The following is a 15,582-nucleotide window of genomic DNA, read 5'->3' on the forward strand; positions in this document are numbered from 1 at the left end:
ATTCCTATCAGAGCCCGCGGCTCCGGCAGAACCGGTGGATCACCCGTTGGAGGACGGGGCGGAGTCGGCCGTGGCCTGCGCGGACGGTTCGTCGACCGCCACGGGAACGACGGGCCCCGCAACGGCCGCCCCGGGAGCGGCGGTCGCCAGCGCCGTGACGGCCTCGACGATGCCGGGCACCGCGAGGAGCCCGGCGAGGTCGCGCACCAGCCGCCCGGTCGGCCCGTCCGGCCGCTCGTCGGCGAAGAAGCCCGCCAGCTCGGCGGCGAGCGCCGGTTCGCGGGCGGCCGTGAGGGTGAGCGCGGCGACGAACTCCTGCACCAGGTGCAGCTGCAGCTCCTCCAGCGGCAGCGACCGCTCGCCCAGCCACTCCAGCGAGGTGATCTCGGCGTTGGCGATCCAGGCGCGGACGGTCAGCCGCAGCCCGGCGCTCGGCGAGGGGATCGCCAGGTGCCCGAGGATCTGGTCGTGCGCGGCCCGGCGGACCTCGTCGATCACCGCCGAGGTGCCCGCGCTGGCCGCCACCGAACCGCCGCGCAGCAGCGCCGCGAAGCCGGGCCCGTGGCTCTGCACGAAGTCCAGGTAGCGGCCCATCACCCGGAACAGCCGCTCCGACAGCGGCCCCTCCATCGGCTCCTCGAACCGCGCCGAGAGCTCCCGCCCGGCCCGGCGCAGCGACTCCTCGTACAGGGCCTGCTTGCCGGGGAAGTAGTGGTAGACCAGCGGCCGGGAGGCGCCCGCGGCGGCGGCGATGTCGTCGATGGACACCTCCTCGGGCGGGCGCCGGCTGAACAGCTCCAGGGCGACGGCGATCAGCTGCTCGCGCCGCTCGTCCACGCTGAGCCGCCGGCGCGGCCGGTCACCGGACGCCGGACGGCCGGCCCCGGGGGCGGCGGCGGTCCGGTCGTCGCGGTCGGCCGTCGTCGACGGCGTGCGGGAGGCCATGCGCGCCACCCTATAAGGCGCGCGTTCGAAGGCGGGGGTCAGGCGGCCCGGAGTTCCAGGTAGCGGCGGTACGCCTCCAGGCCGTCGGGGACGAAGGTCTCCCGGGCGAGGAGGCCGTCGAGCTCCTCGGCGGTGAGCCAGGTGTGCCAGGCGACCTCGGACTCCTGGGGGTGGACGGGGCCGTCCCACTCGGCCTCGTACATGTCGCACCACCAGGAGAGCCCCCCGCCCTCGTAGAGGAACTTGAACAGCGGCCGCGGCTCGACGCCGCTCACGCCCAGCTCCTCCTCGGCCTCGCGGACGGCCGCCTCGGGGTAGGCCTCGCCGGAGCCGACCACACCGCCGACGAACATGTCGTAGGCGCCGGGGGAGAACAGCTTGGTGTCGGTGCGGCGGTGGACGAAGATCCGGCCGGCCCGGTCGCGCACCAGGACGAAGACGCACCGGTGGGTCAGGCCCTTGCGGTACACCTCCCCGCGTGGCGCGGTCCCGATGACCCGGTCCTGCTCGTCGACGACGTCCAGTACTTCTTCGGAAGGATTGCCCATGGAGGAAACGTTAGGGTTTCCGGGCCCGATTCGTATGAGGATCGGGATGGTACGAACGATTCCGACGAGGGCGGGGCGGCGCACGGTGGTGCAGATCCAGGGTGGGACGGCCGAGGGCTTCGAGCCCGTACGGGAGGCGTTCGCGCACAACTTCGCGGCCTACGGCGAACTCGGCGCGGCCTTCGCGCTGTACGTGCACGGCCGCAAGGTGGTCGACCTGTGGGGCGGCGACGCCACGCCCGAGGTCGGCAGCCGGCCCGCGCCCTCCGCGCCGTGGACGCGGGACACCGCCCAGGTGCTGCGCTCCGTCACCAAGGGCCTGACCGCCACCACCGCCCTGCTGCTCGCCGACCGGGGCCGGCTGGACCTGGACGCGCCCGTGGCCTCGTACTGGCCGGAGTACGCGGCGGCCGGCAAGGGTGCGACCACCGTCGCCCACCTGCTCTCGCACCAGGCCGGGGTGCCCGCGCTGGACCAGCCGCTGCGGCTGGAGGACGTGCTGACCTGGGAGCGCGCGGCGGCGGCCGTCGCCGCGCAGGCGCCCGCCTGGGAGCCCGGCACCGCGCACGGCTACCACCCGTACACCTTCGGCTGGCTGGTCGGCGAGGTGGTGCGCCGGGTGAGCGGGCGCACGGTCGGGCAGTACTTCGCCGAGGAGATCGCCCGCCCGCTGGGCCTGGACCTGTGGATCGGGCTGCCGGCGGAGGCGGCGCCGAGGGTCGGCCGGCTGGTCGACCTGCCCGCGCCCGCCGACGCCCGTACGGGGCCGGCCGGGCTGCGGCTGCGCCCCAAGCAGACCGTCCGGGACGCCTACCGGGACCCGTCCTCGCTGACGGCCCGCTCCTTCGCCTCGGTGCGCGCCCGGGTCGACCTCAACGACCCGGCGGTGCAGGCCGCCGAGATCCCCGGCGCGGGCGGCATCGGCACGGCCCGGTCGCTGGCCCGCTTCTACGCGGCGCTGATCGGCGCGGCGGACGGGGCGTCGGCGGTGCCGCTGCTCGGGGACGCGGCGCTCAAGCGGGCGGTCGGCCCCGTGGTCAGCGGGCCGGACCGGGTGCTGATCGTCAACTCCACCTTCGGGCTGGGCTTCTGGCGCCACGGCCCGACGGCGCCCATGACCTCCCCGGCCGCCTTCGGGCACCCGGGCAGCGGCGGCTCGCTGGGCTTCGCCGACCCGGACCTGGGCGTGGGCTTCGGCTACGTCACCAACGGCATGCAGCCGGGCGTCACGGGGGACCTGCGCTCGCGCAACCTGATCCGCGCGGTGCGCTCCTGCCTGGGGGCGCGGGGCGCGTAGGGCGTGTCGGCGCCGCGTGAACCGGATCGTCCGATTCATGTGCTTTGATCCCGGTTCGAGGGTCCTGATTCGCGAGTCCTGATTCATGGGTCCCGATCCGGGGATCCCGATTCGGGCGGATCTTCCCGACGAGCCCGCCACGGGGAGTGGCGACGGGGCGGGAGGCCGGGCTCGGTCTCCCGCCCCGCTTCCGTCGGCGCCTGCGTCAGCGCCTCGGTCAGAACAGGCCGGTCGGGTCGGCGGAGTAGCTCACCAGCAGGTTCTTGGTCTGCTGGTAGTGCTCCAGCAGCGCCTTGTGGGTCTCGCGGCCGATGCCGGAGTTCTTGTAGCCGCCGAAGGCCGCGTGGGCCGGGTACGCGTGGTAGCAGTTCGTCCACACGCGGCCCGCCTGGATGGCGCGCCCGGCCCGGTGGGCGGCGTTGACGTCGCGCGTCCACACGCCCGCGCCGAGCCCGTACTGGGTGTCGTTGGCCAGGGCGACGCCCTCGTCGAAGCCGTCGAAGCGGGTGACGGAGACGACCGGGCCGAAGATCTCCTCCTGGAAGACCCGCATGCTGTTGACGCCCTCGAAGACGGTCGGCGTCACGTAGTACCCGCCCGCGAGCGACCCGCCGAGGTCGGCGCGCTCGCCGCCGACCAGGACCTTGGCGCCCTCGGCCTGGCCGATCTCGAAGTAGGAGAGGATCTTGTCCAGCTGCTCGACGCTGGCCTGGGCGCCGATCTGGGTGTCGGTGTCCAGCGGGTTGCCCTGGCGCAGGGAGCGGACCTTGGCGAGGCCGTCGCCCAGCAGCCGCTCGTAGACCGGGGACTCGATCAGCGCGCGGCTCGGGCAGGTGCAGACCTCGCCCTGGTTGAGGGCGAACATGGCGAAGCCCTCGACGGACTTGGCGTAGAAGGCGTCGTCGGCGGCGGCCACGTCGGCGAAGAACAGGTTGGGGCTCTTGCCGCCCAGCTCCAGCGTCGCCGGGATGAGGTTCTCGGCGGCGGCGCGGGCGATCAGGCGGCCGGTGCCGGTCTCGCCGGTGAAGGCGAGCTTGCGGACCCGGGGGCTGGCGGCCAGCGGGGCGCCGGCCTCCTCGCCGAAGCCGGTGACGATGTTGACCACGCCGGGCGGCAGCAGGTCGGCGGTCAGCTCGGCCAGCAGCAGCACGGAGGCGGGGGTCTGCTCGGCGGGCTTGAGCACCACCGTGTTGCCGGCCGCGAGCGCCGGGGCGAGCTTCCAGATCGCCATCAGGATCGGGAAGTTCCACGGGATGATCTGGCCGACCACGCCCAGCGGCTCGTGGAAGTGGTACGCGACGGTGTCCTCGTCCAGCTGGGAGAGGCCGCCCTCCTGGGCGCGCAGCGCGCCGGCGAAGTAGCGCAGGTGGTCGACGGCGAGCGGGAGGTCGGCGGCGAGCGTCTCGCGCACCGGCTTGCCGTTCTCCCAGCTCTCCGCGACGGCGAGCTGTTCGAGGTTGGCCTCGATGCGGTCGGCCAGGCGCAGCAGCACCTGGGCCCGCTCGGCGACCGGGGTGCGGCCCCAGGCGGGGGCGGCGGCGTGGGCCGCGTCGAGGGCGGCCTCGATGTCCTCGGCGGTGCCGCGGGCGATCTCGGTGAAGACCTCGCCGGTGACGGGCGTCGGGTCGTCGAAGTACGCGCCGCGCACCGGCGGGCGCCACTCGCCGCCGATCCAGTGCTCGTAGCGGGGGCGGAAGGCGACGATGCTGCCGGGCGTGCCGGGGGGCTGGTAGACCGTCATGCTCTGGGTGTCTCCTCGCGAGGTCGGGCGCCGCCCGGGCGGCAGGGCGCCGGGCGGCGCGCCGGACCGCGCCGTGGTGCGGGCGGTCCGGCGGAGGGAGAGAGAGGCCGTACGGGCCGGGCGCCCCGGAGGGCGTCCGCCGCCCTGCACGATAGCCGTCGGGCGCCCGCGCGGCCACGGTCCGTACGCGGGTTCCGTACGGAGGGTGGTGTTCCGGCCGTTCCCGGGAGAGGGGGCGAGGTCTCAGGCGGCCTGGTAGCGGCCGGTGCGGGCCTCCCAGCTGAGGTAGCCGGCGAGCCAGGTGATCAGTCCGTCGGCGTAGCGCCGGGCGATGGCACGTTCGATTCGGGACAGGCCCAACTCGCCGTAGACGTCGGGGAGTCGCTCGTGCAGCTCGCGGCAGCGCTCGATCATCAGCTGGGCCTCGCCGAGGACCAGCGTGCAGGCCTCGTCGGCGGAGCAGCGGCGCTCGCGCTGGACGATCATGACCAGGTTGTAGACGTCGCCGCGCGGGGCCTCCAGCGGGAAGGAGCGCACGTCGTTGCTCAGCGACGGTATGTCGGCGGCCAGTTGGCGCAGCTGGCGCAGGACGGGGTGGTGCAGTACGGCGGCGGGGACCTCGAAGCGGCCGAGGCGCTCGACCATGTCGAAGACCGTCTCCATCGCGGCGGTGCCGCGGCGCAGCACGAGGTAGCCGTCCCTGTCCGGCGGGCGGTTGGAGATGCGGCCGGCGGCCTCGGCGGGGTGGCTGGCGAAGTACCACTCCCAGTTGTAGGCGGCGCGGGCCTGCCAGCGGGAGGACATGCCCTGGACGCTGCGGGCCCACAGGTCGGCGAAGGCGGTCTCGACGGGGGAGGACTCGGCGGGGCGCGCGCCGTGGAGGATGGCGATGAGCCGCTCGCAGATCGGCGCGACCTCGCTGGGGCGTCTGCCGAGGGGTCCGTCGAACTGGTCGTCGAAGAGGAAGTAGAAGCCCATGAGGTCGGCTCCCAGGGCGATGTCGTCCGGCCCGGCGTCGGGGTAGCCGAGGGCGGCGAGGTCGACGACCTCCCAGTGCGTGTAGCCGGGGTGGTCGGCGTCGGGCAGCAGGGGGTGGCGGTGCAGCCAGTCTCGGTGCTGCCCGGTGGCGTACGGGCCGTGCAGGCTGCGGCGGTGCGGGAACGGAATCTGAAGTGAGGTGTCGTCAGACATCGGACTCCCGGTGCGGCGGATGGTGGGGGCGAATTGGTGTTCTGGCACTGTGGGTGGGGGAGTTGACAGTACGGCGGCGCCGACGGCGGGGGGGATCGCGCAAGATCATCCGCGCCCCGCGGCCCGAAGGGTATCTGATGTAATGATCGGACGTTAGGGATATAGGGCAATTGCCCCCGGCAAGCCGTTCGAACCCTCCCCGTCCGTCCCAGCCTGCGCGAATGCCACACGGCGGACCGTACGCAGCGCTAACCTCTGCTGCACGAGCAGTGATGGCGCCGTGAGGCGAACGGGCGAGGCGGAGGCGCGACGGTGACCGAGCAGGACAACGAACTCCGGGCGGGGAGTGCTCCCGGACACGCCGTGGAGGCCGCACCGCTACGCGTCAGGCTGCGCGACCGCGACAACGAACTGCGCTCCGTGGACGCCGCGGTGGACCGCCTCTGCCGCGAGTTCGCCGCCGGCGGCACCGAGATCGGGGACCTGCTCGCCTTCACCGGCCGCCCCGGCATCGGCAAGACCAGCCTGCTGCACGAGGTCCGCCGCATCGCCCGCCTGCGCGAGGGCGCCACCGTGCTCTTCGCCCGGGGCGGCGAGCGGCAGTTCAAGGAGCCGTACCACGTCCTGCGTCAACTCCTGCAGCCCGTCCTCACCGATCTCAGGGACGACGAGTTCCGCCAGGTCATGGGCACCTGGGAGGAGGTCGTCGGACCGGCCATGGGCCTCAAGCAGCCCAAGGCGGGCGCCCGCCGCCTCGACCCGCAGGGCGTGCGCGACGGCCTCGACTACGTCATCACCCAACTCGCCCCGCGCCGCGCCCCGTTGGTGATGATCGTCGACGACCTCCACTGGGCCGACGCCGAATCCCTCGCCTGGCTCACCAAGTTCGCCGTCCGCTCCGGCGAACTGCCCGTCCTGCTCGTCTTCGCCTTCCGCGAGGACGAGAACGACTGGCCCGGCGAGACCCAGCTGATGCGCCGCGAGGTCCTCGCCCTGCGCGGGCGCAAGCACGAGCTCAACCGCCTCAACCTCGGCTCCGTCACCGACATGATCCGCGCCGAACTCGGCGACAAGGCCGAGGACGCCTTCTGCTACGAGTTCTGGAACGTCGTCAACGGCAACCCGTACGAGGTCGTCGCCCTCCTCGACCAGGTCCGCGACCAGGACCTCGAACCCGTCGAGGAGAACTCCCGGCAGCTGCGCGAACTCGCCGTCGACGCCACCGGGATGACCCTCAAGACCTGGCTCGACCGCCTCGGCGCCCAGACCCTGCGCTTCGCCTGGGCCTGCGCCATGCTCGGCACCGACGTGCGCGTCGACCTCGCCACCCGCATCTCCACCCTCAGCTCCGAGGGCGCCCGCGAGGCCATCAAGCACCTGCGCAAGCAGCGCGTGCTGACCCAGAGCCCCAACGGCACCCTGGAGTTCGTCCACCCGCTGATCGCCAGCTCCATCTACAACACCATGCCCGACGCCACCCGCCTGGGCATGCACGGCATCGCCGCCGCCGAGATCGAGAACGCCGGGCTCGGCCTCCTCGCCGCCTCCCGCCACCTCGTCGAGACCCACTCCGGCGAGGGCGACGACCGGATCGTCAAGAAGCTGCGCCGCGCCGCCGTCGAGCACCAGCTCATCGGCGCCCCCGAGGCCGCCCAGCGCTGCCTGCACCGCGCGCTCAACGAGCCGCCCGCCGACGAGATCAAGGCCGAGGTGCTGTACGAGCTCGGCTGCTCCGCCCTGCTCACCGACCCCGTCGCCACCGTCAACCAGCTCAAGCTCGCCCTCGACCCCGAGGAGGGGCCGCTGCGCCCCGAACTGCGGGTCGACGCCACCTTCCGGCTCTCCGAGGTGCTCGCGCACAGCGGCGAGCTGGGGCAGGCCGCCGTGGTCTGCCAGGAGGAGGCCCGCAAGACCGCCGACCCGGCCGGCAAACAGCGGCTGCTGGCCGCCTCCTTCATGTGGCACGCCTTCCGCAAGTCCGAGGAGGACGGCCGCGCCCGCTCCGAGATGCTCGGCGACATGTGCGCCGGCCTCGGCGGGCGGGCGGCCTCCGACCGGGCCGTGCTGGCCATGCGCGCCTGGGACCTCACCCTGCGCGGCGAGCCCTCCGTCGAGGCGCTCGCCCTCGCCGACGAGGTCCTCGACGGCGGCCGCCTGCCCAAGGGCCTCGGCTGGACGGACACCGCCTGGGGCTTCGAACTGCCCTCGATGCTCGGCCTGACGTACATCTACAACGACCGCATCGCCCAGGCCGAACGGCTGGCCGCCGACGCCATCATCCAGTTCGAGATCGCCGGCTGGAGCGGCGCCCACCGGGGCTTCGCCTACTTCCTGATGGGCCTGGCCCGCTTCCGCCGCGGCCAGCTCGCCGAGGCCGAGGACTTCCTGCGCCGGGCGCTGCGCATCTCCAACCGGATCGGCGAGCGGCTGCCGCTGGCCTGGGACGCGGTCGGCGTCCTGGTGGACACCCTCATCGCCCGCGGCCGGATCTCCGAGGCCTCGGCCATGGCCGACGAGTTCGGCTTCCACCCGCCCTACCACGACACCGCGATGGTGCTGCCGGACGCCGCCTCGCTGTACGGCAAGCTGCTCGTCGCCAAGGAGCGCTACGCGGGCGCGGCCGCCGCGCTCACCGAGGCCGGCGTCCAGCTGAAGGCGCGCGGCTGGCGCAACACCGTCTGGGCGCCCTGGGCCGGGCACCTGGCCATCGCCATCGCGGGCGACGAGCCCGAGCGCGCCCGGGGCTACGCCCACGAGGCCGTCGAGGACTCGCGCCGCTTCGGCACCGCCTCGGCCATCGGCGGAGCCCTGCGCCTCCAGGCGGCCATCGAGGACGGCCAGCAGGCGGTGGACCTCCTGGAGAAGGCGGTCGGCTACCTCGGACAGTCCCCGGCCGGCTACGAGCACGCCGTCGCGCTCGTCGACCTCGGGGCCGCGCTGCGCCGCGTCGGCCGGCTGGAGGACGCCCAGGAGTACCTCTACCAGGGCATCGAGCTGGCCCAGCACTGCTCGGCGGAGGGCCTCGTCGACCGGGCCCGGCGCGAGCTGGCCAACTACGGCCTGCGGCCCAACCGGCTGGGGCCGCGCGACGTCGGCGAGACCCTGGAGACGCTCAGCACCCCGGAGTGGGAGGTCGCCAAGCTCGTGGTGCGCGGCCTGCCGCCGCAGCGGATCGCCGACGAGCTCGGCGTCCCGCTGAGCCTGGTCAACCGCCGCCTGGCCGCCGTCTACCGCAAGGCGGGCAGCGGTCCGGACGGCCTGGCCTCCGCGCTCGGCCTGCCCCACCAGCAGGGCCTGGGCTGAGGACGGGCGGGCGGACGGTGGCACCGGGCGGCGCGCGCGAACGCGCGAGCGCCCCCGGAACCACCGTCCTCGCTATCGTGGCCCGGGACGGCAGCAGGACGTGAGCGAGGAGCAGGCCATGGCCACCAGCGTGCGGCGGGAACCCCTGAACGCCTCGGGCGCGGGCGCCGCGATCGAACGCTGGACGCTCACCGCCGGCCCGTACGAGGCGACGGTCCTCACCCTCGGCGCCACCCTGCACACCCTCAGCGCCCCCGACCGCGCCGGCCGCACCGCCCAACTGCTGCTCTCCACCGACGAGCTGGCGAAGATCCTCGGCCCGGCCCGGCACTACGGCACGGTCGTGGGCCGCTACGCCAACCGGATCGACCGCAGCAGCGTCACCATCGACGGCCAGGAGCACCCGCTCGCCCCCACCGGCGGCGGCCTCACCCTCCACGGCGGCCCGGACGGCTTCGCGAGCCGGATGTGGGCCGCCGAGCCCGTCGAGGGCGGCGTGCTGCTGCGGCTGCACAGCCCGGACGGCGACCAGGGCTTCCCCGGCGCGCTGGACGTCACCGTCGCCTACACCCTGGACGCTGGCGGCGAGCTGGCGATCGCGTACCGCGCCGTCACCAGCAGGCCGACGGTGGTCAACCTCACCAACCACGCCTACGTCAACCTGGCGGGCGAGGGCCGCGGCGACGTCCTCGGCCACCTGCTCACCCTCGACGCCGACGCCTACACCCCCGCCGACGAGCGGCAGATCCCGTACGGGCTGATCGAGCCCGTCTCCGGCACGCCCTTCGACTTCACCACGGCCACGCCGGTCGGCAAGCGCCTGCACGACGGCCACCCGCAGCTGGCCGGCACCGGCGGCTACGACCACAACTGGGTGCTGCGCCCCCGCCCCGCGGACGGCTCCCCGGCCCGGGCGGCGCTGCTGGAGGACCCGGTCAGCGGCCGCACCCTGGAGGTGCTGACCACCGAGCCGGGCGTGCAGGTCTACACCGCCAACGGCTTCCAGGGCGCCGTCACCGGAGCGAGCGGCACCGCCTACGGCCCGTACGCCGGGATCGCGCTGGAGACCCAGCACTTCCCCGACTCCCCGCACCACCCGGAGTTCCCCTCCACCGTGCTGCGGCCGGGGGAGGAGTTCCGCTCGACGACGGTGCTGCGCCTCGGCGTCAACTGAGGCGCCCGCGGCGCCCGCACGGGCCTTGCAGCCACGCAGGGTGGCACAGCCACGCCCCGGGACACGAGGAAACCGGACGAAATCGGGCGTTCCGCCCCGCCGTCAACTACCGTGCGGCAACGTCCAGGACACGCGGCTGTAACGATCGCCGTTTCTTGCAGAAACTTTCTGCAAGGACTTTCCGTCGATCTTTCGCCGCTGTTAACTTCCTTCCCGAGCCCGACGACAGCTTCGGTGCGGTCGGACGAGGCAGCCATTATGCGCATGCCCTCGAAACATCTCGGGCACCCCCACCCTCCCAAGGAGTTCTCATGCGGCGTGGCATCGCGGCCTCTGCCCTCGTTGTGGCCCTCGCGGTCTCGATGGCTGCCTGTGGCAGCAGCGGCTCCAGCTCCGACGGCAAGGCCGACGGGCCGGTCACCCTCACGTACTGGGACACCTCGAACGCCACCAACGAGGCGCCGAACTACCAGGAACTGGCCAAGAAGTTCGAGGCCGCCAACCCGGACGTCAAGGTCAACTTCGTCAACGTCCCCTTCGACCAGGCGCAGAACAAGCTCCAGACCGCGATGGGCGCCAAGGGCGCTCCGGACGTGTTCCGCTCCGAGGTCGGCTGGACCGCCGCCTTCGCCAAGGCCGGCTACCTCGAGCCCCTCGACGGCACCCCCGCCGCCGCCGACAAGGCCGCCTTCCAGGCCAGCCTCCTCCAGCAGGCCACCTACCAGGGCAAGCTGTACGGCGTCCCGCTCGTCACCGACACCCTCGGCCTGATGTACAACAAGGACCTCTTCACCAAGGCCGGCATCACCGAGGCCCCCAAGACCTGGGACGAGCTGAAGACCGACGCCGCCGCGATCAAGGAGAAGGCCGGCGTCGACGGCTTCTGGATGAAGGCCGCCGACGGCTACTACGCGATGCCGTTCCTGTTCGGCGAGGGCACCGACACCGTCGACGCCCCGAACAAGAAGATCACCGTCGCCTCGCCCGAGGCCGCCAAGGCCGTCGAGACCTACAAGTCGATGTTCACCTCCCCCGGCACCGCCAAGGCCGACGTCACCACCGACGCCTACGCGCACATGATGGACGCCTTCAACAGCGGCAAGGTCGCGGCCATCGTCCAGGGCCCCTGGGAGATCACCAACGTCTACAAGGGCTCCGCCTTCGCCGACAAGAAGAACCTCGGCATCGCCGCCGTCCCCGGCGGCTCCGCCGGCAAGTCCGGCGCCCCCACCGGCGGCCACAACATCTCCGTCTACGCCGGCGCCGACAAGGCCCACAAGGCCGCCGCCGAGAAGTTCGCCGCCTTCATGACCTCGGCCGAGAGCCAGGCGTTCATCGCGCAGAAGAACTCCACCCTGCCGACCCGCTCCGACGCCTTCACCGCCGACGTCAAGGCCGACCCGGGCATCGCCGGCTTCCAGGCCATCCTCCCCAGCGCCAAGCCGCGCCCCGAACTGCCCGAGTACAGCTCGCTGTTCTCCTCGCTCGGCGAGAACCTCGGCAAGGCCACCCAGGGCACCGGCACCCAGGACGCCCTGAACACCGTCGCCACCGACTACGCCAAGCTCCTGCCGGGCTTCGCCAAGTAGTCCCCGCAGCCCGGCCCGCCACCCCCACGGCGGGCCGGGCCGTCGGCAACCCCGAGAACTCTCCGAGAAGGTGCAAACGATGTCAGTCGCCGTGCAGGGCGCCACCGGCAAGGGCAGCCGGGAGCGCGAACCGCGTCCGGGCGCGTGGCAGCGCCTCAAGCGCTCGTACGCCAGGAACTGGTACGCCTACGCGATGGCCGCCCCGGTCGTCCTGGTGCTCGGCGTCCTGGTGCTCTACCCGCTCGGCGAGGGCCTCTGGCTGACCCTCACCGACGCCAACAGCCTCAACATCGCCCGCACCATTGGCGTCAACGAGATCCCGGCCAGCTACGAGTTCGTCGGCCTCCACAACTACGCCGACATCCTCTGGGGCCCCGGCTCCTACGACCGCTTCTGGTCGCACTTCGTCTGGACGGTCGCCTGGACGGCCATCTGCGTCTTCCTGCACTACACCCTCGGCCTCGGCCTCGCGCTGCTGCTCAACAAGAAGCTGCGCGCACGCTCCCTCTACCGGCTGCTGCTCATCCTGCCCTGGGCCGTTCCCACCTTCGTCACCGTCTTCTCCTGGCGGCTGATGCTCTCCGACGGCGGCGTCGTCAACAGCGCCCTCGGCGCCCTCCACCTGCCCGAGCCCGGCTGGCTCACCGACCCGTGGGCGCAGAAGGCCGCCGCGATCCTGGTCAACACCTGGGCCGGCGTGCCGTTCATGGTGATCTCCCTGCTCGGCGGCCTGCAGTCGATCCCCGGCGAGCTGTACGAGGCCGCCGAGATGGACGGGGCCACGGCCTGGCAGCGCTTCCGGTACGTCACCCTGCCCGGGCTGCGCACCGTCTCCTCCACCGTCGTCCTGCTCGGCGTCATCTGGACGTTCAACCAGTTCAACGTCATCTTCCTGCTGTTCGGCTCCGGCGCCCCCGACGCGCAGCTGCTCGTCACCTGGGCCTACCGCCTCGGCTTCGGCCAGATCCCCCGGGACTACGCGCAGTCCGCCGCGTACGGCGTGATCCTGCTGTCCATCCTGATCGTCTTCACCGCCTTCTACCGGCGCTGGCTGGCCCGCACCGAGAAGGCCAACGGCTGAGCCGCCGGACCGCGTCGACCCCACGAAGGCAGGAAAAGCCGATGACCACCACCACCGAACTCCCCGCCCCCGCACCGGCGAAGGCCCCGCCCGCCCGCCCCGTCCGGCACCGCCGCCGCGGCGAGAGCGGCCCCCTGGCCCGGGCGCTCTCCCACGTCGTCCTGATCGCCGCCGGACTGATCGCCCTCTTCCCCGTCGCGTGGATCCTGTTCGTCTCCCTCGGCCCGGACAAGAACGACTACCTCCACCCCGGGAAGATCCTCGACAGGATCACCCTCGCCAACTACCAGCACGTGCTGTTCGACACCGACTTCTTCACCTGGTTCGGCAACGCCCTGCTGGTCTCCGGCATCACCACCGTGTTCGGCGTCCTGCTCGCCGCCACCACCGGCTACGCCGTCTCCCGGATGCGCTTCCCCGGCCACCGGCCACTGATGTGGTCGCTGCTGCTCACCCAGATGTTCCCGATCGCCGTGCTCATCGTGCCGATGTACACGATGCTCTCCTCGCTCGGGCTGCTGGACAGCTACCTCGGCCTGATCCTGGTCTACTCCACCACCACCGTGCCGTACTGCGCCTGGCTGCTGAAGGGCTACTTCGACACCATCCCGGTGGAGATCGACGAGGCCGGCCGCGTCGACGGCCTCACCCCGTTCGGCACCTTCTGGCGCCTGGTCCTGCCGCTCGCCCGCCCGGGCCTGGCGGTGGCCGCCTTCTACTCCTTCCTCACCTACTGGGCCGAGGTGCCCTTCGCCTCCACCTTCATGCTCAGCTCCGACAAGTACACGCTGGCCGTGGGCCTGCAGACCTTCGTCAGCGAGCACGACGCCCAGTGGAACCTGATGGCCGCGACGGCCGTGCTGATCGCCATCCCGTCCGCCGCCTTCTTCTACCTGGTGCAGCGCCACCTCGTCACCGGCCTGACCGCCGGCGCCGCCAAGTCGTGACCGGCGCACCGCAGTTCACAGCGCTCCACTCCGATTCCCGAGGGATACCGTCCATGACCCAGAACCTGGCCGACACCTCCCGGCCCGCCGCCGACGCGACCGCTCACGAGGCGACCACGGGCGGCGCCAGAGGCTGGTGGCGGGACGCGGTCATCTACCAGGTGTACCCGCGCAGCTTCGCCGACTCCAACGGCGACGGCATGGGCGACCTGCCCGGCGTCCGCAGCCGCCTGCCCTACCTGCGCGACCTCGGCGTGGACGCCGTCTGGCTCTCGCCCTTCTACGCCTCCCCGCAGGCCGACGCCGGCTACGACGTCGCCGACTACCGCGCCGTCGACCCGATGTTCGGCACCCTGCTCGACGCCGACGCCCTCATCCGCGACGCCCACGCGCTGGGCCTGCGGATCATCGTCGACCTCGTCCCCAACCACTCCTCCGACCGGCACGAGTGGTTCCAGCGCGCCCTGCGCGAGGGCCCCGGCTCCCCGCTGCGCGAGCGCTACCACTTCCGCCCCGGCAAGGGCGCGAGCGGTGAACTCCCGCCCAACGACTGGGAGTCCATCTTCGGCGGCCCCGCCTGGACCCGCACCGAGAACCCCGACGGCACCCCGGGCGACTGGTACCTGCACCTGTTCGCCCCCGAGCAGCCCGACTTCGACTGGGACAGCCCCGCCGTCGCCGACGAGTTCCGCTCCATCCTGCGCTTCTGGCTCGACATGGGCGTGGACGGCTTCCGCATCGACGTCGCCCACGGCCTCGTCAAGGCCCCCGGCCTGCCCGACCTCGGCGGCTCCGACCAGCTCAGGCTCCTCGGCAACGACGTCATGCCCTTCTTCGACCAGGACGGCGTCCACGAGATCTACCGCGGCTGGCGCGGCATCCTCGACGAGTACCCGGGCGAGCGCATCGGCGTCGCCGAGGCCTGGACCCCGACCGTCCAGCGCACCGCCAACTACGTGCGCCCCGACGAGCTCCACCAGGCCTTCAACTTCCAGTACCTGGGCACCGACTGGGACGCCGCCGCCCTGCGCGAGGTCATCGACCTCTCGCTCGACTCCATGCGCCCCGTCGACGCCCCCACCACCTGGGTGCTCTCCAACCACGACGTCACCCGGCACGCCACCCGCTTCGCCAACGAGCCGGGCCTGGGCACCCAGATCCGCACCCGGGGCGACCGCGCACTCGGCCTGCGCCGCGCCCGCGCCGCCACCCTGCTGATGCTCGCGCTGCCCGGCTCCGCGTACGTCTACCAGGGCGAGGAGCTCGGCCTGCCCGACGTCACCGACCTGCCCGACGAGGTCCGCCAGGACCCGTCCTTCTTCCGCCAGGCCGGCCAGGACGGCTACCGCGACGGCTGCCGCGTCCCGATCCCGTGGTCCGGCACCGAGGCCCCGTACGGCTTCGGCCCGGCCGCCGGCGGCCCGTCCTGGCTCCCGCAGCCCGCCGAGTGGGCCGGGCTCAGCGTCGAGGCCCAGACCGGGGACCCGACCTCCACCCTGGAGCTCTACCGCAGCGCCCTCGCCCTGCGCCGCTCCCGCCCCGAACTCGGCGCCGGCACCGCCGTGGAGTGGCTCGACGCCCCCGAGGGCGTGCTCGCCTTCCGCCGCGGCGGCTTCGTCTGCACCGCCAACACCACCGGGCGGCCCGTGCGCATCGCGGCCCCCGGCGAGCTGCTGCTCGGCTCCGCCGACCTCGTCGTGGACGGCGGCGAGACGGTGCTCGCCCCCGACAGCACCGGCTGGTGGGCGGTCTGACGTGGGTGCAAT

11 protein-coding genes are annotated in these 15,582 nt (G+C 72.9%); 7 read left to right on the forward strand and 4 right to left on the reverse strand.

What is annotated here, in order from left to right; genetic code table 11:
- Window positions 1-39: 39 nt before the first annotated feature.
- Window positions 40-945: a TetR/AcrR family transcriptional regulator gene (locus ACIRRS_RS24645; RefSeq protein ID WP_402974531.1), complete on the reverse strand. Its 906-nt coding sequence runs from the start codon at window positions 943-945 to the stop codon at window positions 40-42.
- Window positions 946-983: 38 nt separating this feature from the next.
- Complete coding sequence (locus ACIRRS_RS24650; RefSeq protein ID WP_402974534.1) at window positions 984-1,493, reverse strand: NUDIX hydrolase; 510 nt, start codon at window positions 1,491-1,493, stop codon at window positions 984-986.
- A 46-nt stretch (window positions 1,494-1,539) separates the two neighbouring features.
- On the opposite strand from ACIRRS_RS24650, the gene ACIRRS_RS24655 reads away from it, so the two are divergent.
- Window positions 1,540-2,790: a serine hydrolase domain-containing protein gene (locus ACIRRS_RS24655; protein ID WP_402974537.1), complete on the forward strand. Its 1,251-nt coding sequence runs from the start codon at window positions 1,540-1,542 to the stop codon at window positions 2,788-2,790.
- Between the two features lie 217 nt (window positions 2,791-3,007).
- Here ACIRRS_RS24655 and ACIRRS_RS24660 read toward each other — a convergent pair whose 3' ends face one another.
- Together ACIRRS_RS24660 and ACIRRS_RS24665 are read right to left on the reverse strand one after the other, a co-directional pair.
- Window positions 3,008-4,531 carry an aldehyde dehydrogenase family protein gene (locus tag ACIRRS_RS24660; RefSeq protein WP_402974540.1) on the reverse strand — a complete coding sequence of 508 codons (1,524 nt, stop codon included), beginning with the start codon at window positions 4,529-4,531 and terminating at the stop codon, window positions 3,008-3,010.
- Between the two features lie 243 nt (window positions 4,532-4,774).
- Window positions 4,775-5,722: a terpene cyclase gene (locus ACIRRS_RS24665; RefSeq protein WP_402974543.1), complete on the reverse strand. Its 948-nt coding sequence runs from the start codon at window positions 5,720-5,722 to the stop codon at window positions 4,775-4,777.
- Window positions 5,723-6,034: 312 nt separating this feature from the next.
- On the opposite strand from ACIRRS_RS24665, the gene ACIRRS_RS24670 reads away from it, so the two are divergent.
- From ACIRRS_RS24670 to ACIRRS_RS24695, 6 genes are all read left to right on the forward strand, one after another.
- A complete protein-coding gene (locus ACIRRS_RS24670; protein WP_402974546.1) occupies window positions 6,035-9,025 on the forward strand; it encodes an ATP-binding protein in 2,991 nt (996 codons plus the stop codon).
- Between the two features lie 118 nt (window positions 9,026-9,143).
- Entirely contained in the window at window positions 9,144-10,199 is a 1,056-nt protein-coding gene (locus ACIRRS_RS24675) for an aldose epimerase family protein (protein WP_402974549.1), read from the forward strand.
- Between the two features lie 311 nt (window positions 10,200-10,510).
- A complete protein-coding gene (locus ACIRRS_RS24680; RefSeq protein ID WP_402974552.1) occupies window positions 10,511-11,788 on the forward strand; it encodes an extracellular solute-binding protein in 1,278 nt (425 codons plus the stop codon).
- A 79-nt stretch (window positions 11,789-11,867) separates the two neighbouring features.
- Entirely contained in the window at window positions 11,868-12,869 is a 1,002-nt protein-coding gene (locus tag ACIRRS_RS24685) for a carbohydrate ABC transporter permease (RefSeq protein ID WP_402974555.1), read from the forward strand.
- Window positions 12,870-12,910: 41 nt separating this feature from the next.
- The gene (locus ACIRRS_RS24690; protein ID WP_402974558.1) at window positions 12,911-13,816 is read left to right on the forward strand and encodes a sugar ABC transporter permease; all 906 of its coding nucleotides are present in this window, start codon (window positions 12,911-12,913) and stop codon (window positions 13,814-13,816) included.
- Between the two features lie 53 nt (window positions 13,817-13,869).
- Window positions 13,870-15,570, forward strand: coding sequence for a glycoside hydrolase family 13 protein (locus tag ACIRRS_RS24695; protein WP_402974561.1), 1,701 nt, complete (start codon window positions 13,870-13,872; stop codon window positions 15,568-15,570).
- The last annotated feature ends 12 nt before the right edge of the window (window positions 15,571-15,582 follow it).

It is taken from the genome of Kitasatospora sp. NPDC101183, from assembly GCF_044767945.1.
In the GTDB taxonomy this organism is placed as follows: domain Bacteria; phylum Actinomycetota; class Actinomycetes; order Streptomycetales; family Streptomycetaceae; genus Kitasatospora.